This is a genomic window from Arthrobacter sp. NPDC093139 (assembly GCF_044754165.1).
In the GTDB taxonomy this organism is placed as follows: domain Bacteria; phylum Actinomycetota; class Actinomycetes; order Actinomycetales; family Micrococcaceae; genus Arthrobacter.
The window spans coordinates 448,724-468,541 of sequence record NZ_JBIVOO010000002.1; the positions used below are offsets into that span (position 1 = coordinate 448,724).

The following is a 19,818-nucleotide window of genomic DNA, read 5'->3' on the forward strand; positions in this document are numbered from 1 at the left end:
CTTTGTCAACGAAAAACCAACATGAAACCAAAAGCCGGGCCGGACCCGGAGGTCTGGCCCGGCTGTCCGGTATTTGATCTGCAGCTTCACGGAAGACGGTCCGTGGATTGAGGCGCGGGGGATGAGATGCGCCGGCGGTGTTTATACGCCGCCGTCACGGCTCTCGTTGCGGGTAATGCGCTCGCCGGTATTGGGGTCGACCACCGAGCGCGATTCGCTGATGCGGCGGCTCCTGCCGGGGTTCGCCATCACGAGGGATACGATCAGGCCGATGACGCCGACGACCATCAGGATGTACCCGATCAGGGTCTGGTCAACGTTGGGAATGAGTCCCGGGGTGACGGCCCAGGCCAGGATGGCACCCAAGGCAATAAGGAAAATAGCGGAACCGATTCTCATGACGTGCTCCTTGCGTTAGCGGACTTCTCGGCATTAGCTGACTTCTCGCAACTTGGTAAGTACGGCCTGTCATGCGCCACTTGCTAAGCATGCTGTTAATCGTCAGGCTACATCGCACCAAACGCACTTTCAATCAAACGCGCAGGTCAGGCGCAAGAAGGGCGTGCAGGACTGGATAGGCTTGTCCGATGGAGACGGTGGTGTGGTCGAAGCCGGAGGCTGAGCGTGCCGGGACGCCGCTGCTCGTAATGATGCATGGCTATGGCACGGATGAATCGCGGATGGTGAACCTCTTCGACCACCTCCCGGCTGAATTCACCTGCGCTGCGCTGCGCGCGCCGATGCCGATCGCGGACGGCTACGGCTGGTTCCTGCTCGACTACTTCCTCACGAACGACTTTGCCGATGTCATCGCGGCAGCCAACTCGGTCCTTTCCTGGATTGACTCCGTCAAGGGCGGGCACAGCAGTGTCAGCCTGCTGGGGTACTCGCAGGGAATGGCCATGGCCAGCACGCTGCTGCGGCTGCGGCCGAGGGAGTTCCCGGCCGTCGTCGGGCTTTCCGGCTTCGTCCTGAACAACGATCTCCTTGCCTTGAGCGAATCGATAGACGTCCCGCCGCCCTTCTTCTGGGGCAGGGACAAGGCGGATCTGGTGATCAACGACGAAGCCGTCGAGTACACCGAGGAGTGGCTGAACGCGCACACCCAGCTGACCGCACGCACCTACCCGGGAATGGGCCATGCGATGTCCCGGGCGGAGCTGGCTGATGTGAGTGTCTTCCTTCGCCACTACGTTCTGTAGCACGCAGGCAGCCGTCAAACTTCGGCGGGTTGTTAAAAACAGTTGCGGGGCAAATTTGCAAGCGCTTACACTCGACTCCGGCCGCGACCCGCCGGTCCGCTGCCGGAGTGCTGAAAGGGCTGGACCGATTGATGCATGCTGCACGAAGACATGGCAGGTTTGCCCTCACGGGCCACTGCCCTCATCATGGAAGAAGACCTTTCTCAGTGCGCCTGCGCCCGTACGCCACGTGACCCTGTGCCACACGAAGCTCCGCCGCAAGCAACCCAGCGCCGCGCAACTGACCCGTGCCGAAGAACGCACACCCAATGATCTGCCGCCAACGATGGCGCCCCTCCCTGCATGGTCCCCAACCACTGCTGTCCGCAATCCGAAAGGACACCGCACCCGGCATGACTGAACTTCTGAGCACCAGCCACGGCCACGGCCACACGAGCTGGACTGGCGCGTCTGCCATCCTCTTCGACCTGGACGGCGTCCTCACGCCCACCGCGGTGGTCCACGAGCGCGCGTGGCAGGAACTTTTCGACGGCTACCTGGCCGCGCTGCCCGGGACGACCGGCTACCGGGAGAGCGACTACTTCGACCACATCGACGGCAAGCCCAGGTTCGACGGCGTGCGGGACTTCCTGACCTCACGCGGCATCGAACTCCCCGAGGGTCCCACCGACGACAACCCGGACAACCAGACGGTCCAGGGGCTGGGCAACCGCAAGAACAAGATCTTCAACGACATCGTCAGCGCCGGCGTCGATCCCTACGCAGGGTCGGTGCGCTTCCTCGAAGCGGCACTTGCCCGCGGACTCAAGGTCGCCGTCGTCTCCTCATCCCGCAACGCTCCGTCCGTGCTGCGCGCGGCAGGGCTGGACGTCCACTTCCCGGTGGTAGTTGACGGCGTCGTCGCAGCGGCGGAAGGCCTGCCCGGCAAGCCCAGCCCGGCGACTTATGACTATGCAGCCAGACTGCTGGAGGTGCCCAGCGAGGAGTGCGTCGTCGTCGAGGACGCCGTCTCCGGCGTGCAGGCAGGCAGCGCGGGCAACTTCCACTCGGTGATCGGAGTGGACCGCGGCGCAGGGCGCCAGACGCTGCTGGACGCGGGCGCCACGCTCGTCGTTAACGATCTCGACGAGCTGCTCTAGCCGGCCCGTTTAGCCCCGGCCCGCCGGAATTACCGCCAGGTCCCCAACCCTGGCCGCACCTCCAACCGCCAAAGGAACGCCACTCATGGCACTCATTACTGCTGACCGCACCCGCTTCCCCAACGACCCCTGGAAGCTCGTGGAGACCAGCCATGCCCCCGGCAACGCCGGCGCCCTGGAAACCCTCTTTGCCCTTGGCAACGGCCATCTGGGCATCAGGGGTGCCCACTGGGCAGCCGCGGACGCTGAGCTTCCTGGCAGCTTCATCAACGGGTTCCATGAAATCTGGGACATCAAGCACGCCGAAAATGCCTTCGGTTTCGCCCGCACCGGCCAGCGCATCCTGTACATCCCCGATGCCAACAACTTCACGGTCATCGTCGACGGCGAGACGCTGAGCCTCGCCGAGTCCGCGGTGCTGGATTACCGCCGGTCCGTCGACTTCTCCACGGGAGTCTACGAATGCCGCATCGTGTGGCAGTGCCGTTCGGGCGCCACCGTCACCACCGTGGAGCGCCGTGCCGTGGGCTTCGAGTCCCGGGGCTGCCTGGGTATTTCCCTGGAGCTTTCGGCGGACCGCCAGGTCTCCGCCGATATCACCTCCTGCGTGCTCAACCGGCAGGACCAGCCTGTGGAGGACCACTCCTCCCACGATCCGCGCCGGGCCGGCCGGCACGCCGGCCGCGTCTTGCTGCCGGTGAAGCTCGACGGCGGCGACGGCTCGCTGCGTCTCTCCTGGGAAGCCGCAGAGTCGAAGCAGCGTGTGGGAATCGCCGTCGACCACTGGACCTCCGCAGGCCACCAGCCGTTCGACACCCAAGTGGACCAGGACGAAAGCAGCGTCCGGTACGTTCTGGCTGTCGGAGCCGATGAGCCGTTCCGGCTTGAAAAGAGCGTCAGCTACTCAGTGGCCGGCGGTAGCCGCGAGGGCCTGCCGGGCACGGCGGATGCCGAAGCCGGCCAGGAACCGGCCGCCGCCGCCGAGGCCGGCCTGAAGACGGTAGCGGAAGTCTTCGCGGAAAGTGAGACCCACTACCGCGGATACTGGGCGACCACAGACATCAAGGTGGGCGGCCAGCCCGAGCTGCAGCAGGCCATCCGCTGGAACCTGTTCCAGCTTGCCCAGGCCACCGCCCGCGCCGGCGTTGCCGGCATCCCGGCCAAGGGCGTCAGCGGCTCCGGCTACGAGGGGCACTACTTCTGGGACCAGGAGGTTTACCTCCTGCCATACCTGACCTACTCAAACCCCGACGGCGCCCGGCAGGTTCTGGAGTTCCGCCACGAGATGCTGCCTGAGGCAAAGATCCGGGCCAAAGAGCTCAGCGTGGACGGGGCTCTCTTCCCGTGGCGCACCATCAACGGACTGGAGGCCAGCGCGTACTACGCCGCCGGCACCGCGCAGTTCCACATTGCCGCGGCCATTGCCTTCGCCGCCAACAGGTACGTATGGGCCAGCGGCGACGCCGAGTTCCGCAGCGGCATGGGCGCGGACCTGCTGATCGAAACCGCGCGCATGTGGGCGTCGCTGGGCTTCTTCGGCAAGGACGGCCAGTTCCATATCCATGGCGTGACCGGCCCGGACGAGTACACGGCCGTGGTGAACGACAACCTCTACACCAACGTTATGGCGCGGTTCAACCTGCGGGCCGCGGCGGCACTGGACCACCCGGCGGTTGACGATGCCGAGCGGCAGCTTTGGGAAGCGGCGGCGGCCAGGATCCAGCTGCCGTTCGACGAGCATTTTCAGGTGTACTCGCAGGACAACGACTTCATGACCCTGGAGCCCTGGGACTGGACGACGCCCCGCTCCAAGTACCCGCTGCTCCTGCACTTCCACCCCCTTGTGATCTACCGCCACCAGGTCCTGAAGCAGGCGGACACGGTGCTCGCCATGTTCCTGCAGTGGCAGGAGTTCACTCCGGAGGAGAAGCGGCGCGCGTTCGATTTTTACGACCCCATCACCACCGGTGACTCGACGCTGTCCGCGTGCGTCCAGGGCATCATGGCCGCCGAGGTCGGCTACCGGCAGGCGGCCCTGGAGCATTTCACGAATGCGGCGTTCATCGACCTGGACGACTCCCACGGCAACACGATCGACGGCGTGCACATTGCATCGACGGGCGGCGTGTGGAGCTCCCTGGTGTGCGGCTTCGCCGGCCTCCGGGACCAGGGCCCTGTCCCGTACTTCGACCCGCGGCTTCCCGCGGAATGGGACAGCCTCTCGTTCCACCTGAAGCTCCAGGGGCGGCTGCTCTCGGTGGACCTCGACCCCGCCGGCATCACCCTGCGTGTTGTGGAAGGGGAGCCGCTGGACATCGATGTACGGGGCGGAATCCACGCAGTGGGTGCCGACGCCGTCCATGTGGCTCTCGATCCCGTCGGGGTGCCCGAGCCCACGGTGTTCCCGAGCGGCCCTCCCACGGCAAGCATCCCGGTGGTGCGGGCACGCGCCTGATGCAGCGCGCCTGATAAGCGTGCCTGATACAGCAGATGGCCGGCTACCCCTTGGGGCAGCCGGCCATCCTGTTTCCCGCGTTGTGGTATTGCGTGCGGTTCCGTGCTGTCAGCGTTTGGCGTCCGCGTCGGCGTCGGCGTCAGCGGAGACGTCGTGGTGCCGGTCCAGCGGGTGGGCCATCTCGTCCGCCGGCATCCGGGCGGCAGCCATGGCAACGACGGCCATCAGGGGGCAGACGCCGCCCGCGAAGAGGAAGATGGCCCAGATGGGGAACGCCTCCGCGGCAGGTCCCGCCAGCGCCATGGACACGGGCATCAGGGCGAGCGAGACAAAGAAATCGAGGCTCGAGACGCGGCCGAGCAAATGCGGCGGAACGCGCCGCTGAAGCAGCGTTCCCCAGATCACCATTCCCACGCTGCCTGTGGCGCCGAAGATGAAGAGCGCCAGGGCCAGCAGCCAGAAGCTGTCGATGATTCCCACGGCGGCCAGGGGGAGGGTGCCGGCGCCCCATGAAACCATCATCACCGTCAGGTAGCGCCGGGGCAGCCGGAAGGAGGCGGTCACGAGCGAGGCAACCGCACTGCCCACGCCCATGACGGCCAGCAGGAAGCCGAACATCCTGGAGTCCCCGTTCAGCTGGTCGCGGACGACGAAGGGGATCAGCACTTCGATGGGGCCGATCAGGAAGAGGACCGAGATGCAGGCCCAAAGGAGTGTCCAGAGCAGCCAGGGGGTCTGCAGTGTATAGCTGATTCCCTCCCGGAGCTCCCCGAAGAAGGAAGCTTTCTGCGGTTCCCCGTGGCCGTGGTGTTCCTGGGCTGTGCCGTTGGCCGGGGCCTCGAGGGCGTGCTGGCCGAGGAAGTTCAGGATGATAAAGGCCAGCAGATGGCAGGCGGCCACACCCGTCACGGCATGCGACGGCGACAGTGCGGCAACGACGATGCCAGCCACGGCAGGGCCTGCGGCCTGCTGCAGCATGGGGCGCATCGTCCCTTCCATGCCGTTGGCAGCCAGCAGGTCGCCGGGCGGCAGGATGCGGGGCAGGATCGCAGAGTAGGCCGGGAAGAAGAACGCGGCTCCCACGCCTAGGACGAACGCTCCTGCCATCAAATGCCACATTTGGAGCCAGCCCGTCAGAGCCAGCCCGCTGATGGCGGCAATCACCGCCAGGTTGGCGCCCTCCACACCGATGATCAGCAGCCGCTGCGGAAAGCGGTCCGCGGCGATCCCGCCGGCAAGGACGAAGGCCACCAGCCCGACGCTTCCGGCAGCGGCCACCACCGAAAGTTCCAGCGGTCCGCCGCCGAGATGGATGACCTGATACACCATGGCCACGGCCCACATGCCTGAGCCGAAGATGGACACGGCCAGTGCCGCGATCAGCACGCGGTACTCACGGTGGGCAAAGGGGCGAAGGGCGCGGGGGAGTGGCACGGTGCAATTTTAGGCCCGACACCTCCGTTGGGTAACAGGTGCTCCGGGTTAGGCTCGGGGTATGGGGAACACACCCGCCGCACCGCGGCGGCGCAGCGTGGCGCTGATTGGGGCCAACTATGGACTCGCCCTGCACCCCGTGGACCGTCACGGGGTTCATGTTCCCGGTGAACCTGCGAGCTGTTTCGCCTCTTTCTGGGTCGCCGACTGGTCCAAGTGGGGAACCGGGACCGCCTTGCTGGTGGCCACCCTCCAGGGCTGGCGCAGCTACGGCGCCAACGAATTCTTCGCCGCAACCCTGGCCAACGAGTTGAGCCGCTATTTCCCCGAGGCCGCGCGCTTCCCGTTGAACGGCATCAGCCACACGCAGGACGAATTCGAGGTGCAGGTGAACCTTGAGCGCGGATTCAAAGCCACGGGTCGCCGGGCTGCGCTGGAGATCACCGGCGTACTGGACCGGCGGCAATTCGCCGCACCCGACTTCCAGCTCGGGCCCGCCAGCGCCTCCCTGAACAACGTCTACCTGCCGTGCAGTGCAGGGCGGCTGTCCGAGTTCGGCGTTGAATGGCCCGGCGCGCCCACGGTGTATCCGGGGCCGCGCGGCCCTTCCTCGTCCGCATACCTTGCCGTGGCTGAATCCTGGATGGTCTAGGGCGGCCGGAAAACATCAGCAAGGTGACTAATGTTAAAGCAGGCAGCAGCTGGACGGCTGACTGCGGACCGAGGCAGATGGGAAGACGGCAATGCGAAGCAACCCGGCAATGAAGATCGCCCAAGAGGCCGCCCAGAAGGCGGTGTTCGACTCAGAAGGCAAGCCCAAACCTGGGGTCCATAACTTCCTCCTCCGAGCAATCGACGTGCAGCGTCCGCTGGTCCTTGCGAACCTAAAGCGGCTGCAGCGGCAGAACCCCAAGGCTACAGCGGCCCAGCTAGCTGACATTTTGGAGCGAGATTACCTGAGAGCCGTTACTGGCGGAGGAGCGGCGGTGGGCGCCACGGCGCTGGTCCCCGGGATCGGCACTATAGCGTCCCTGGGCCTGTCCGCAGCTGCTACGGTCGGTTTCCTGTCAGCGACGGCGCTGTACGCGGCGTCACTCGCGGAGCTGCACGGGATACGCATGATGGATCCCAACAAAGCCAAAACGCTGGTGATGGCCATCATGCTCGGTGAGGAAGGCACTTCGCTCCTCGGGTCCCTGACCGGGCAGGCAGTGGCGCAGGGAACCAGGGGAGGCCAGCCACTCGGCGACATCATTGCCCGCAGCGGCTCAGCCTCCGGCTTCATTCGTAGCCGCATCCAGAAGGCTTTCCTGAAGAGCCTGCTGCGGCGGCAGGGCTCGATGCTCTTGGGCCGCGCGCTGCCCTTCGGCGTCGGCGCAGTGGTCGGCGGAGCAGGCAACCTCGCCATGGGCAAGGTGGTGGTCGCCAACGCCAAGGAGGCGTTCGGCCCGATGCCGGACACCATCCCCGGAGAGGTAGCGGCGGGATCAGGTGTTGCGCTGGAAGGTGGCATCAATGGATCTCAACGCTGACCTGGGAGAGTCCTTCGGCTCCTGGCGCATGGGCGATGACGCCGCCATGTTCCAGCTGGTCACCAGCGCCAATGTGGCCTGCGGCTTTCATGCCGGGGATCCTGTGACCATGCTGGACAGCTGCCGGGCTGCCTTCGAACTGGACGTCACTGTTGGTGCCCATGTTGGCTACCGGGACCTTGTCGGTTTCGGGCGGCGGTCCCTGGACATGTCCTTCGACGAGCTGTTCGGGGATGTCCTGTACCAGCTTGGGGCGCTGGACGGAGTGGCCCATGCCGTGGGCGCGTCGGTGGACTACGTCAAACCCCACGGTGCCCTGTACAACCGGACGTTCCATGATGCCGAGCAGGCGGCCGCCGTCGTCGCCGCCATCCATGCCTACGACGAGGGACTGCCGGTTCTCGGACTGCCCGGCTCTGAACTGCTGAAGCACGCCGGCGAAGCCGGCCACCCCGTCTTCCGCGAGGCTTTTGTTGACCGCGCCTACCTCCCGGACGGCACCCTGGTGCCGCGCTCGCAGGACGGTGCCGTGCTGCACGACGTCGGGCCCATTGTTGAGCGGGCCGTTCGCCTGGCGCTGAAGGGCGAGGTAGTCGCAGTGGACGGCACAGTGGTCCGGGTTGACCCGGATTCGCTGTGCATCCACGGCGACACGCCCGGCGCCGTAGACATGGCCGCCGCTGTCCACTCCGGCCTCCAGGAGGCCGGAGTGGAGATGCAGCCTTTCGCCTGACCGGCCGTCCTGGGCGTGCCCTAGCGGGGCTTGATCCCGGATTCCAGCCGTTCCTCTAGCATCCGTGCTGTGCCGGGCGCTCCGCGCTGCTGCCCGAACGCCTGGCGGTCAAGGGAGCTCAGCGTGCCGGGCCTGGACGGGGTGTACAGCCACATCGTGAAGAACCCGGCCAGGTCCTGGCCGGAGAGCCGCTCGGCGAGCTTGATGAAGTCAGCGGTGGAGACGTTGCCTCCGGTGTTCGACTCCGTCCACTCCTCCAGGATGTCGAAGAAGACCTCGTCGCCCACCAGGGTGCGAAGGGCGTGCAGGGTCATGGCACCGCGTGCGTACACGGCCAGGTCAAACAGGGCCTCGGGGCCGGGGTCGCCGATGGTGACTGCCCAGAACGGGGCCTCGGCCGGGATTGCACGCGCGTAGAAGTCGAAGATCTGCTGCGGGGTTTCCCGGCCCTCCTTCCCGCTCCAGAGCCATTCGGCATACGTGGCGAAGCCCTCGTTCAGCCAGATGTCACGCCATGTCTCCACGGCGAGATCGTCTCCCACCCACTGGTGGGCCAGTTCATGGACCACCACCGAGTCTGCTCCCAGCTGGTCCGCGAAGAAGTACTTGGAATAGATGGGCCTGGTCTGGTTCTCCAGGGCGAAGCCGAGTTGGTCCAGGTCATCCACGATGCCGCCGGCTGCCTTGAAGGGATAACCGCCGAAGTACCCCGAAAGGAAGCGGATGATTTCGGGCTGCCTCTCGAACGATGCCTGCGCGCGGCCACCGAGCGAGGGCGGCGCGTCCCTGCCTGCGGTCCACCTGTCCTCGCTGGGCGGGCTCCCCTCGGGCGGCCCTGAAGCGGCCCATCCGTCCATCTTGTTCCCGTCATCCTCGAAGGACGTGCTGCCCTCCCCGGTGGAGACGGCAATGTCGTCAACGAACACGCCGTCGAAGGGCAGGACGCCGTCGCTTACGTAGGTGATGGAAACCTCCAGCTTCTTTCCGGCGAAGCGGCTGAGGTTGACCCCCCAGGATTCCCAGCCGGTGCTCGGCCCGGTGGCAGCCCACCAGTTCCCGGTAGCGCCGGTCGAGGTGCACTTACCGTCGCCCTTGTCGGTCAGATAGTGCTTTAGGAAGGGGTGCAATGCCAACAGGTTGGGGCAGGCAACGCCCGGGTTGCCGCTCGTGTGCCCGGTGTCATCCTTCAGCGTGGTCCAGTCGCCGGAGCCTGCCGGGCGTGCTTCCACAAAGGTAAAGTCATATGCGTTTTCGATGTTCCGTTGCAGCCAGAAGGAGAGGGCTGCCCCGGTCTTCGGGACGGTGATGGTTCTCGTGAGGCGTGTGTAGGAGTTCAGGCCGCTGTGGGACCAGGCGAAGTTCTTGCCCGTTTTTGCTTTCACGACCGGGCTGAACAGGTCGGGATCGATGGCGTCCACGTAGCTGATGCGGTCTTTGGTGTACTTACTGAGTTCAAACTGGCCCACGCTGGCGGTCGCCAGGTACGTCGCCATGGGTTCGTCCGCCTGCCACGTCCAGGTAGCCTTGCCATCGGCCGTGACATGGTCGCGAAGCAGCCCGTTGGCCACCACCTCGCGCCCCTCGGGGACGGTGATCCGGAAGGTGAATGCCGCCTTGTCCAACGGGTGGTCATTGGCAGGGAACCATGTGGCGGCCACGTGGGGTTGCCCGATCACCAGTGAGCCGTCGTCGGTATGGAAGAACCCGGACGGGCCGAATTGGTCAAGCAGAAGGGTCGGAATCCCGGAGTAGGCTATTTCCGCCTCGAATTTCGTCCCGTTCCGGATGCCGGCTGCAGGCGTCACTGTGAGCTCGCCTTCGCTGCGCGTGTGTGTCGCGTTCTCGCCGTCGACCGTGACGGCGTTTACGTCCAGCCCGTCGAGGTCCAGGTTGAACGACGAGAGGTCCTGCGTGGCGTCGGCGCGGATTGTGGCAGAACCGGCCAACGCGCCAGTAGCCGGGTCGAAGCTGAGGTCAAGTGAGTAGCGGGTGACGTCGTAGCCGCCGTTGCCGTCGAGAGGGTAGTACGGATCGCCGAGACCCGGATCCCCGGGCTGGAAGTTGACGTCGGCCGCCGCCGCCGGAGCTGTCAGTGCTGTGGCAAAAAGCAGGCAGGAAAGCAAGAGGCCAGCCCATCGGGAGGGCTGGCCATAGCGGGCATGCCGGCCCGCCGCCGATGTGAAGGGTAGGGACTTCATCGCTCCTCATTCAAAGCTCCACGGAGGGGACACGGCACCGGTGCCGAGTTTCCTCGGTACCGGGAAGCGATCGCCGGCCCAACGGCCGGGGCGTACTGTAGCCACAAAAATGCGCCTGGCCGACGCCCCTGTCAAGGGAGAAATAGTTGGGGCGCCCGGAAGGGCCTCAGCCGAACGCCAGATGCGCCACCGTGAAGATCGCCAAACCGGCCAGCGACCCCACAACGGTGCCGTTGATCCTGATGAACTGCAGGTCCTTGCCCACTTGCAGTTCGATCTTTGAGGACGTCTCTTCCGCATCCCAGCGGGCCACGGTATCGGTGATCACGCCGGCGATGTCGGAGCGGTAGGTCCGGACGAGGTAGCCGGCGGCGTCGCCGATCCAGGCGTTGACCTTGCCGGCCAGTTCGTCGTCGCTGACCAGCCGTGCGCCCAGGTCGCGCACGGCGGCCTTGAATTTCACGGTCAGATCGCTGTTGGGATCGTCGACGGCGCTGAGCAGCGCGCTCTTGATGGTCGCCCAGGTCCGTGAGGCGAGTTCGCGGACTTCCGGATCTCCGAGGACCTGCGCCTTGATGCTTTCGGCGCGGGCGATCATGGCGGGGTCGTGCTGCAGGTCCTGGGCCAGGTCCGTGAGGTATTTGTCGATTGACTTGCGCACCTGGTGCTGTGGGTCCGCCTGTACTGCACGGGTGAACTTCAGGATCTCCAGGTAGACCTTGTCGCCCACAAGGCCGTCCACGAAGCTGGGCACCCATTGCGGAGAGCGGTCGGTGACCAGGCGGATGACCGTGTCATGGTTGGCGGCCACCCAGTCAGCTGCCCGGTCCACCAGCAGGTCCACGAGATGGTGGTGATGTCCGTCGGCGAAAATACGTTCGGCCATCCGCCCCACGGGAGGCCCCCATGGCGGGGTGAGCAGATGCTTGCGGACCATGCCCTCAATGACTGCCTGGACGTCGTCGTCGTTCAGGACTTTGAAGGTGCCACGGATGACGGCGGCACCCTCCTTAGCCACCCGCTCGGCACCGCCCGGACCCGAGAGCCACTGGCCCACCTTGCCGGAAACGTTGATGCTGGCGAGTTTGTCCTGCACCACCTGCTCGGAGAGGAAGTTGGTTTCCACGAACTCTCCCAGTGACGCCCCGATCTGGTCTTTGCGCCGGGGAATGATGGCTGTATGCGGGATCTTCAGACCCATGGGGTACTTGAACAGGGCCGTCACCGCGAACCAGTCCGCGAGGGCGCCCACCATGCCGCCCTCTGCCGCGGCCCTGACATATTCCAGCCAGGGGTACTGCTTCTGCAGCGCAAACGCGACCACGAACACCACCGCCAGGGCGATCAGCAGGGCGAGCGCCACAAGCTTCATTTTCCGCAGCGCTGCCGCCTTTTCGGCGTCTCCGGGGCTGAGCCGGTGCGGCACCGCGGCCGGACCCGCCGGGCGGGTAGGGCCGGAGGCCGGGGCGGCTGGCTGCGTGGTTGGCTCAGAATTCACCTGCATGAGCCCAGCCTAGCCCCGCTTCCCCGGCAGCCGTCGGCTAACGTGTCACCATGACAACCGACGAGTCACTCCGGCCGCGTCCCTTGGTCTACGCCCACCGGGGCGCCAGCGCGGATTTCGCCGAGCACACCCGGGCGGCCTACCTCCAGGCCCTTGCCGACGGGGCCGACGGCGTGGAGTGCGATGTGCAGCTGAGCCGGGACCAGCACGTGGTTCTGCTGCACGACGCCAACCTGGACCGCACCTCGGACGGAACCGGGCCGGTGGCCGAACGCACCATCAACCAACTGCGTCTGCTGGACTTCTCGTCGTGGAAGGGCGTCCGCATCCCCGAGGCGTACGGTGCCCGTTCGGAACAGTTCCTCACCCTCCCCGACCTGCTGGATCTCCTCCGGGACTCCGGCCGGGAGATCGGGCTGGCCATTGAACTGAAGCATCCCAGCCCGTACCAGCTGAAGCTGGAGGACCGGGTGCTGGAAGTCCTCCGGGCGGAGGGGTGGGACCCGCGGACATCCCGGCTGGACAACATCAGAATCACCTTCATGAGTTTCAGCCCGGATGCCGTGCGGCATCTGCGCAAGGCGATAGCGCCTCAATTCATCTGCCAGCTGGTGGACGACATCAACGTCTCCGCAATCCGCGAGGAGCTGGGGCTTGGCCCGCTGACGGGTGGCGCCGTTGCGAATGTCATGAGGGCCGCCCAGCTTGAAGGCGAACAGATCCTCAACGACGGCGAAGTCGGCATTGCCGGCCCCGGCATCGGGTATGTCCGCAGGCACGCCCCCATCGTGCACCGCTGGCTGGATTCGGGCCGCAGATTCAGGGTGTGGACGGTGGACGCCGAGAGTGACGTGGCGCTGTGCATCGGACTCGGGATTCACGAAATCACCACCAACAGGCCTGCCAGGGTTCTGGCCCAGCTGCAGCCGGCTTAGTTCCCGTGCACCGCTGTGATTGAGTGGTGCCATGCCCATCACTTGGCCTGCCCGGCTTCTCGGGTCCCCCGCGGTTCGCGTGGGCCTCTCCATTAGCGTGGCAACGGGACTGTACGGCGTTTCGTTCGGCGCCCTCTCCGTGACATCCGGCCTCGACTTCTGGCAGACCATGGCCCTGAGCCTGCTGCTGTTCAGCGGAGGCTCACAGTTCGCCTTCATCGGCGTGGTCGCCGGCGGAGGATCCGGACTGGCAGCCACGGGGGCAGCGACCCTGCTGGGAATGCGCAACGGAATCTATGGCATGCAGCTCAACGTGCTGCTGCATCCCACCGGATGGCGCAAGTACGCAGCCGCCCACCTGACCATCGACGAGTCCACCGCCACGAGCACCGGGCAGACGGACCCGGCCGAGCAGCAACGCGGATTCTGGACCGCCGGCATCGGCATCTTTGTGCTGTGGAACGTCTTCACCGCTGTCGGAGCCCTGGCCGGGGGCGCCCTGGGCGACCCCAAGCAGTGGGGGCTCGACGGCGCTGCGGTGGCGGCGTTCCTTGCCCTGCTGTGGCCTCGCCTAAAGGGCCGGGAGCCGGTGGCCATCGCCATCGTGTGCGCGCTCGCCACCGTGCTGGCGGTGCCGTTTGTTCCTGCCGGGGTGCCGATCCTCGCAGCTGCGGCAGTGGCCGCATTCATCGGTTGGTTCAGCCATGGGCCCAAGGATGAAGGCTTGGAGCCGGACATCGATCCGTACACCGCGCGCCATCACGGACCCCACCACCCGCCCCATCATGAGGGCAATCAGAAACGGGGAACCGCGCCGGGTGATGCCAGATGAACCTCTGGGGGTGGTTGTTGCTGTCCTGCCTGTTCGCCTATGCATGGAAGCTCGTGGGGTACCTGGTCCCGGCCACGCTGCTGAAAAATCCGCGGACGTCGCGGATCGCCGGGACAATGACGATCGGCTTGCTGGCCTCGCTGACGATCGTCAACGCTGTGGCGTCGGGCCAGTCGTTGCTCCTGGACGCGCGGATCGGCGCGCTGGCTGCGGCCGGGATAGCCCTCCTGTTCCGGGCACCCTTTTTGGTGGTTGTGATCGCCGGGGCGGGAACTGCAGCCCTGCTGCGGCTTGCGGGCTGGAACTGACGCCCGGGATTGACGGGTGACGCCGGGTGTGAATGAGTAGATCGTGAGATGAAGCCTGGTGTTGTTGAATTCAGAGAGGACCGACTCACAGTGAATGACAAATCAACCCCGGAGGAATCAGGGTCCCACAGGAGTGCCCACGAGAAATCGGGAGCCCCGTACATCGAGGTCAGCGGCTCCCAGGCCACGAGGGAACTCCGCGACACTTCACGCCGGCGCCGCGAAGCCGAGGAAAAGCTGCAGCAGCATCTGATGGAAGCCAAGGAGCACGCCAACGAAGCCGAGCATGCGGCCCACGGGAAGACGCACTCCGCAAAGGGAGCAGAGGAAACGGGCCGCGAATCGGCTGCCCCCGAAAAAGGTTCCCATGCAAAGAAGGCGCAGGATTCGACGGAGAGCAAGCGCCATGATTCCTAGCGCGCACCAATAACGCCCCGCGGCTGACGTCAATTGGCGCTATGCCGCCGAATGCCCTGTGAGCCTGAAGCGCCGGACCGAATTACTGGGGCGCGCCGAATCACCAGGGTATCGAATTACTGGTGCCCCGTCAGGCTGCACCGTAAGCGTCCGGCGATGCAGGCTTCGACCGCCGGCCCAGTTCCTCAACGGCGAGGTCATACCAGTCCTGGGCTCCCAGCACCGGGTTGGGGGTGTCCAGATTCCGGTAAAGCGCGTCGACGATAATGCCCAGTTCCTCCGTGGAGGCTGCTGTCACGGTTGCCTCCGGGTCGTCGGAATTTCTCATGAAATGCGCGAGCTGTGAGCGGTTCATGCTGACTCAGCCAGCCGGACGTGATTACACGATAAGAGTGCCATTGTGTGCTCCGTGCAACGTATTTATACCGAGGCTGCCTTCGTAACCACTGGTCTGCCCAGCTTACTGGGCGGGCCGCAGCAAGGGAATATCCGTAGCCGATGGAGCAGGCTGCTGCCCGGGCCGCAACCTTGGCGGCGGCAGGCTAGTCGAACTGTGATCCGGGCAGCGGGACCTGGGGAGGCAACTGGCGGACCGGCCGCTCCCAGCGAATGGCGTCTTCGACGAGCGCCGCCGGCCGGCGCCAGGCATCGGAGCCCGGCTCCATGGTGTCAACGACACCGATCAGCATGGCAAGCAGGCGGACCATATCCGTCAGCGAGATGTCCGTGCGGAGCGTGCCCTGCCCTTGGCCGCGCCCCAGGAGTACCCCCACGGATTCAATGAGGCTGCCCGTGATGCCGGTGAGCAGGTCTCGGCGGCCGGCCACGGCACCAAGAAGGTTGGCGTTCTCGCTTGCCGCAGCCATCACGGCGTCGATGACACGGAACAGTCCGTCGGCTGCGTCCTGGCCTGCGAGGGCGACGTCGATGACGGGGTCAACGGTGAGCCGGAGTTGGCGGTTCAGTGCGGCCAGGACCAGCTCTTCCTTGTCGGAAAAGTTGCGGAAGAGCGTCGCGGGTCCCACTCCGGCGGTGGCGGCGATGGTCTGCAGTGGCACATCGGGTCCGTGGTCCCGGAAGCATTCGCGGGCTGCATTAATGATCTTGTCCACATTGCGGGCAGCATCGGCACGAAGGGGCTTGCGCTCTACTGCGAGGTTCATAAGTAAAAGGTTAGCAACGCAGTGTCCAGGCGACTTCGTTACCGATTGGTAGTTCCAAATATGACGCAGCGCACGCCCGGCTGCCTTTTCCCGGCATGCCAAACTGAGGCTATGTTGCTTGCATTTTCAGTTGCCCCGTCCGGAATTCCTGCCGACGCCGCCTATGCCAAGGAGGACGCCGACGGCTCCGTGCATGACGCTGTTGCCGCCGCCGTCAGGATAGTCCGGGACTCCGGGCTGCCCAATAAGACCGACTCGATGTTCACCACGATTGAGGGCGAATGGGACGAGGTGTTCGCGGTGGTTAAACGCGCCACCGAGGAGGTAGGGAAATACGGCAGCCGGGTTTCCCTCGTGATCAAAGCCGATATCCGGCCCGGATTCTCAGGCGAACTGACGGCAAAAGTGGAGCGGCTGGAGGACGCCCTCGGGGACCGTTCCTGAATCTGGCGGACGCGCCGCAGGCATGACACAGACACGCCGCAGGCATGGGCAGGATGCCGCCGGCCCAGTTAGTAGGGCAGTGCGGGACTCTGGCCCGCCGGTTCCGATGCTGGGAGACTGGGGCCATGTTTGAGCATAAGGCGCGGCCCGAGTGGGTGGCCGTAGAAGAGTTCCTGTCCGACGTCGTCGTACATCCCGACAGCGCGCTGCAGCGCGCGGTGCAATCCGCCGCCGACGCCGGGATGCCGCCGATCGAAGTAACACCGAATGCCGGAAAGCTGCTGAAGCTGCTGGTCGGGGCGTCGGGTGCACGGCGCGTTTTGGAGATCGGCACACTGGCAGGCTTCAGCACCATTTGGATGGCGCAGGGGCTTCCGGACGACGGGCGGCTGGTGACGTGTGAATACCTCGCGAAGCACGCGGAGGTGGCGCGGGGGAACGTGGACGCCGCCGGGCTTGGCCACAAGGTGGAGATCCGGATCGGAGCGGCGCTCGACACTCTGGCGGCGCTTGAGGCGGAGGGCGCCGGCGCCTTCGATTTCGTCTTTATCGACGCAGACAAGGAAAACAACCCCAGCTACCTGGACTGGGCGGTGCGGCTGGGCCGGCCCGGCACCACCATTGTGATGGACAACGTGGTGTGGGAGGGCGCGGTGCTGGATCCGTCCATGGACGAGGTCAACGCGCGGGGGATCCTCAGTGCGCTGAAGCTGATGGGGGAGGACAGCCGTTTGGATGCCACCGTCATCCAAACCGTAGGGTCCAAAGGCTGGGACGGCTTCGCGCTGGCCGTGGTGCGCTAGCCGGCCCGTCGGAGCTAAGCGCGCGGCTTCCGGGGGAGGTTTCCAGGAGACCGGACAAAGCACCGCCCGCGTACTGCGTGTACGCGGGCGGTGCTTTCAAATGTGCGGTGCTTTTACAGTGCTGTGCTTTTACAGTGCGAGGTGCCCTTAGCCGAGCACATTCATGATGTTCCAGCCGCCGCCGACCCGGACCCGGTTGGGGAAGGTGCCGGCACCGTCGCCCATGTAGGACCAGAGGACCCCGCTGGTGTCGCGGGCCACGAGGTCATCGCGTCCGTCGCTGTTGAGGTCTGCGGCACCGCTGATGGCGTTCATGACGTTCCAGCCTGCGCCTGCCCTGACGCGGGTGGGGAATGCGCCGGCAGCGTTGCCCATGTAGGACCACAGAACTCCGCTGGAATCGCGTGCCACGAGATCGGCGTTACCGTCGCGGTTGAGGTCACCTGCGGCGCTGATGGCCATGGTGTTCCATCCTGCGCCGGCCCTGATGCGGGACGGGAAGGTGCCGGAGTTGTTGCCGCTGTAGCTCCACAGGATGCCGCTGGAGTCGATGGCGAGCAGGTCATTCCGTCCGTCGCCGGTGACGTCACTGGCTGCGCTGATGGTCTTCATCGTGTTCCAGCCCGAGCCGACCCTGACGCGGGTCGGGAAGGTGCCGGAGCCGTTGCCGCGGTAGGTCCAGAGGACGCCGCTGGAGTCGCGGGCCACGATATCAGCCCGGCCGTCTCCGGTGAGGTCGCCGGTGGCGCTGATGGAGTTCATGGTGTTCCAGCCGGAACCGACCCTGACGCGGGTGGGGAAGCTGCCGGAGCCGTTGCCCATGTAGGTCCACAGCACCCCGCTGGAGTCGCGGGCCACCATGTCGGCACGTCCGTCACCGTTGAAGTCCTGCGAGACGCTGGTGACGCCGGTGCCCGTACCGATGCGGACGTTCCGGTTGGCAACGACACCGACGTTTCCGGCCGCATCAGTGGCGCGGACGCTGAAGGTGTAGAAGCCGTTGGTCTGGGCGTCCCAGGTCTTCGGCGACGAGCAGGTCGGATCCCACGCGCCGTTGGTGGGCAGCAGCCGGCATTCGTACCGTGCCTGCGGATCGGCGCTGCTGAAGGTCAGGCTGGGCGTGTTGTCCGCGGTGGGCGTGGAAGGGAACGGGGCCGTGACGGCAACCGCTGGCGCCGTGGTGTCCACCGTGAAGCTCAACGTGCCGGAACTCTCAGCGCCGGCACGGGCCTGTACGCTGTGGGCGCCCTGGGCCAGCGGTGCCAGCGTAACTGAGTACGTGGAACCAGTCACTGTGGCTGCCTGCGCGGGGCCGCCGTTGACACTCACTTCCACCGGTCCCGTCGTGCCTGCCGGCAGCGTGCCCGTCAGCGTCGGCGTGGTCACGTTGGTGATGTTGTCGGCCGAGGAGCGGCCGCTGTCGCTGGCTGCGGTCAGGTCTGGTGTAGAGGGACCAGCCTCAGTACCCTGGGCGATCAGGCCTTGGACCGTGAACAGGTTCGTCGTCACCGTGTCGACGCCGGGACCGCCGGCGTCTGGTCCGACCACCTGGACGAAGTTGTTGCCCGACGGAGCGCCCGTGACAGTCCGTGCCGTGTCGATGGATCCGATGGTGCCGGTCTCTGCGCCGACCTGCCGAAGGAAGGTAGCTGTGGAACCGGTGGTGTAAGCTCCCAGGAAGGCGGCACCGACTCCTGCCCAATCGCAGGCAGTTGTCGCGGTCGGGTCGCAGCCCTCGTCCAAGGTTTCGTTGATCACCCCGGTGGCGTCTGCCTCGAAGGTGTGGACGCCGTACGGGTGGGTAATGGTGTACGACTCTCCGGCCTGCAGGCCGTCAAACCGGAACCGCAGCCGGCCGAAGCCCATCTGATCGCCGTCGATGACTTCTTCGTTGGCGTGCGCGGCTTCGAGAGCGGCTTCGTAGGAACCGATGCTGCCGACATCGGCCGAGGCAGCAAACCAGAACGCTTCATCAGGGAAGTTATCGGGGTAGGAAACGGGCGCCTCCGGGTTGGGCGGCTCGGAAAGGCAGCCCTTGCCTGCTTCGTAGCAGAGCTGCAGCTTGACGGTTCCGTCCGAATACCACGTGGGAAAACCGTTCGCATCGTCAACGGGTCCGACGCCGGCGGTGGCGGCGTTGGCAGGAAGGCCGGCCAGCGGCGCCAGGGAGGCGGCCAGCAGCGCGCCGGAGACGACGGCGGCGAGACGGCGGGAGGTTGTTGTCATCGGCTGGCGGTGAGCCCGGGGTGCGCTGCGCGCTCCATCCGGCATTTCGGGCCGATCTACAGACTTGGAAAACATGGTGACTCCTCAAATGGACACTCGATTAGTGGCCCCCAGTACCTTCAAGGCCAGGCCAGGAAGCGGATTCCCTGCCACCGCAACAGTGGCTAACAGACCTTGGATTAATCTCGGATAGGCGATGCAGGGAATCCCAGCTTTCCGTGCATGACCTGCTACTTCGCGCCCGAACCGGCCGCAAATGTGCCCCAAACAGCGGGACGCCGGACCCGGCGCCGCTGGGGATACGGCCCGGACCCGGCGGTCCTTGTCACTCTTCCGGTGGCGGCCATCCGCCGGTTGGGACATCACCAGATTGCCTGCCGATACCTATGAATTCCCGGGCCTCGGGCACGGGAAACGCCTAGGAGCCAGTCGCGGGGGGACCCTGCACGGAAATGACCTGCAAACCTTGTCCCCTCAGTCAAAGCATTGATGT

At 65.7% G+C, this 19,818-nt stretch carries 19 protein-coding genes; 12 read left to right on the plus strand and 7 right to left on the minus strand.

The genetic code is table 11. The annotated features are described in order from the left end of the window. Positions 1 to 141 precede the first annotated feature (141 nt). Entirely contained in the window at positions 142 to 399 is a 258-nt protein-coding gene (locus ACIP90_RS05190) for a DUF6458 family protein (RefSeq protein ID WP_400577506.1), read from the minus strand. A gap of 188 nt (positions 400 to 587) precedes the next feature. On the opposite strand from ACIP90_RS05190, the gene ACIP90_RS05195 reads away from it, so the two are divergent. The 3 genes from ACIP90_RS05195 to ACIP90_RS05205 all read left to right on the plus strand — a co-directional run bounded on the left by ACIP90_RS05195 (position 588) and on the right by ACIP90_RS05205 (position 4,796). After that, positions 588 to 1,202: an alpha/beta hydrolase gene (locus ACIP90_RS05195; protein WP_400577507.1), complete on the plus strand. Its 615-nt coding sequence runs from the start codon at positions 588 to 590 to the stop codon at positions 1,200 to 1,202. A gap of 392 nt (positions 1,203 to 1,594) precedes the next feature. Then, positions 1,595 to 2,341, plus strand: a complete 747-nt coding sequence (locus ACIP90_RS05200) for an HAD family hydrolase (RefSeq protein WP_400577509.1) — start codon at positions 1,595 to 1,597, stop codon at positions 2,339 to 2,341. A gap of 85 nt (positions 2,342 to 2,426) precedes the next feature. Continuing rightward, positions 2,427 to 4,796: a glycoside hydrolase family 65 protein gene (locus ACIP90_RS05205; protein WP_400577510.1), complete on the plus strand. Its 2,370-nt coding sequence runs from the start codon at positions 2,427 to 2,429 to the stop codon at positions 4,794 to 4,796. Positions 4,797 to 4,904: 108 nt separating this feature from the next. Here ACIP90_RS05205 and ACIP90_RS05210 read toward each other — a convergent pair whose 3' ends face one another. After that, positions 4,905 to 6,230 (minus strand): MFS transporter, encoded by a 1,326-nt coding sequence (locus ACIP90_RS05210; RefSeq protein WP_400577512.1) that lies wholly within the window; start codon positions 6,228 to 6,230, stop codon positions 4,905 to 4,907. A 61-nt stretch (positions 6,231 to 6,291) separates the two neighbouring features. Between ACIP90_RS05210 and ACIP90_RS05215 the strand changes: the two genes are divergently transcribed. The 3 genes from ACIP90_RS05215 (at position 6,292) to ACIP90_RS05225 (ending at position 8,495) form a co-directional block, all read left to right on the plus strand. Then, positions 6,292 to 6,882, plus strand: a complete 591-nt coding sequence (locus ACIP90_RS05215; RefSeq protein WP_400577514.1) for a hypothetical protein — start codon at positions 6,292 to 6,294, stop codon at positions 6,880 to 6,882. Between the two features lie 109 nt (positions 6,883 to 6,991). Next, a complete protein-coding gene (locus ACIP90_RS05220; RefSeq protein WP_400577515.1) occupies positions 6,992 to 7,762 on the plus strand; it encodes a hypothetical protein in 771 nt (256 codons plus the stop codon). Further along, the gene (locus ACIP90_RS05225; protein WP_400577517.1) at positions 7,746 to 8,495 is read left to right on the plus strand and encodes a LamB/YcsF family protein; all 750 of its coding nucleotides are present in this window, start codon (positions 7,746 to 7,748) and stop codon (positions 8,493 to 8,495) included. The genes ACIP90_RS05220 and ACIP90_RS05225 overlap by 17 nt, the downstream gene beginning before the upstream one ends. Before the next feature lie 20 nt (positions 8,496 to 8,515). On the opposite strand, the gene ACIP90_RS05230 is transcribed toward ACIP90_RS05225, so the two are convergent. Both ACIP90_RS05230 and ACIP90_RS05235 read right to left on the minus strand, forming a co-directional pair. Next, entirely contained in the window at positions 8,516 to 10,693 is a 2,178-nt protein-coding gene (locus ACIP90_RS05230) for a M1 family aminopeptidase (RefSeq protein WP_400577518.1), read from the minus strand. Positions 10,694 to 10,859: 166 nt separating this feature from the next. After that, entirely contained in the window at positions 10,860 to 12,197 is a 1,338-nt protein-coding gene (locus tag ACIP90_RS05235) for a DUF445 domain-containing protein (protein WP_400577519.1), read from the minus strand. Between the two features lie 50 nt (positions 12,198 to 12,247). Between ACIP90_RS05235 and ACIP90_RS05240 the strand changes: the two genes are divergently transcribed. The 4 genes from ACIP90_RS05240 to ACIP90_RS05255 all read left to right on the plus strand — a co-directional run bounded on the left by ACIP90_RS05240 (position 12,248) and on the right by ACIP90_RS05255 (position 14,689). Beyond that, positions 12,248 to 13,132, plus strand: coding sequence for a glycerophosphodiester phosphodiesterase (locus tag ACIP90_RS05240; RefSeq protein WP_400577521.1), 885 nt, complete (start codon positions 12,248 to 12,250; stop codon positions 13,130 to 13,132). A gap of 31 nt (positions 13,133 to 13,163) precedes the next feature. After that, entirely contained in the window at positions 13,164 to 13,964 is an 801-nt protein-coding gene (locus ACIP90_RS05245) for an AzlC family ABC transporter permease (RefSeq protein ID WP_400577522.1), read from the plus strand. After that, entirely contained in the window at positions 13,961 to 14,272 is a 312-nt protein-coding gene (locus ACIP90_RS05250; protein WP_400577523.1) for an AzlD domain-containing protein, read from the plus strand. Before ACIP90_RS05245 ends, ACIP90_RS05250 begins: the two co-directional genes overlap by 4 nt. Before the next feature lie 90 nt (positions 14,273 to 14,362). Then, positions 14,363 to 14,689, plus strand: coding sequence for a hypothetical protein (locus tag ACIP90_RS05255; protein ID WP_400577524.1), 327 nt, complete (start codon positions 14,363 to 14,365; stop codon positions 14,687 to 14,689). A gap of 130 nt (positions 14,690 to 14,819) precedes the next feature. Here the strand turns inward: ACIP90_RS05255 and ACIP90_RS05260 are convergent, their stop codons facing one another. Together ACIP90_RS05260 and ACIP90_RS05265 are read right to left on the minus strand one after the other, a co-directional pair. Further along, entirely contained in the window at positions 14,820 to 15,017 is a 198-nt protein-coding gene (locus tag ACIP90_RS05260; RefSeq protein WP_400577525.1) for a hypothetical protein, read from the minus strand. Between the two features lie 214 nt (positions 15,018 to 15,231). Next, the gene (locus ACIP90_RS05265; RefSeq protein WP_400577526.1) at positions 15,232 to 15,852 is read right to left on the minus strand and encodes a TetR/AcrR family transcriptional regulator; all 621 of its coding nucleotides are present in this window, start codon (positions 15,850 to 15,852) and stop codon (positions 15,232 to 15,234) included. A gap of 111 nt (positions 15,853 to 15,963) precedes the next feature. Between ACIP90_RS05265 and ACIP90_RS05270 the strand changes: the two genes are divergently transcribed. Continuing rightward, positions 15,964 to 16,296, plus strand: a complete 333-nt coding sequence (locus ACIP90_RS05270; RefSeq protein ID WP_400577527.1) for an MTH1187 family thiamine-binding protein — start codon at positions 15,964 to 15,966, stop codon at positions 16,294 to 16,296. A 125-nt stretch (positions 16,297 to 16,421) separates the two neighbouring features. After that, complete coding sequence (locus ACIP90_RS05275) at positions 16,422 to 17,099, plus strand: O-methyltransferase (RefSeq protein WP_400577529.1); 678 nt, start codon at positions 16,422 to 16,424, stop codon at positions 17,097 to 17,099. A 147-nt stretch (positions 17,100 to 17,246) separates the two neighbouring features. Here the strand turns inward: ACIP90_RS05275 and ACIP90_RS05280 are convergent, their stop codons facing one another. Next, entirely contained in the window at positions 17,247 to 19,325 is a 2,079-nt protein-coding gene (locus ACIP90_RS05280) for an FG-GAP-like repeat-containing protein (protein ID WP_400577530.1), read from the minus strand. Positions 19,326 to 19,818: the final 493 nt, after the last annotated feature.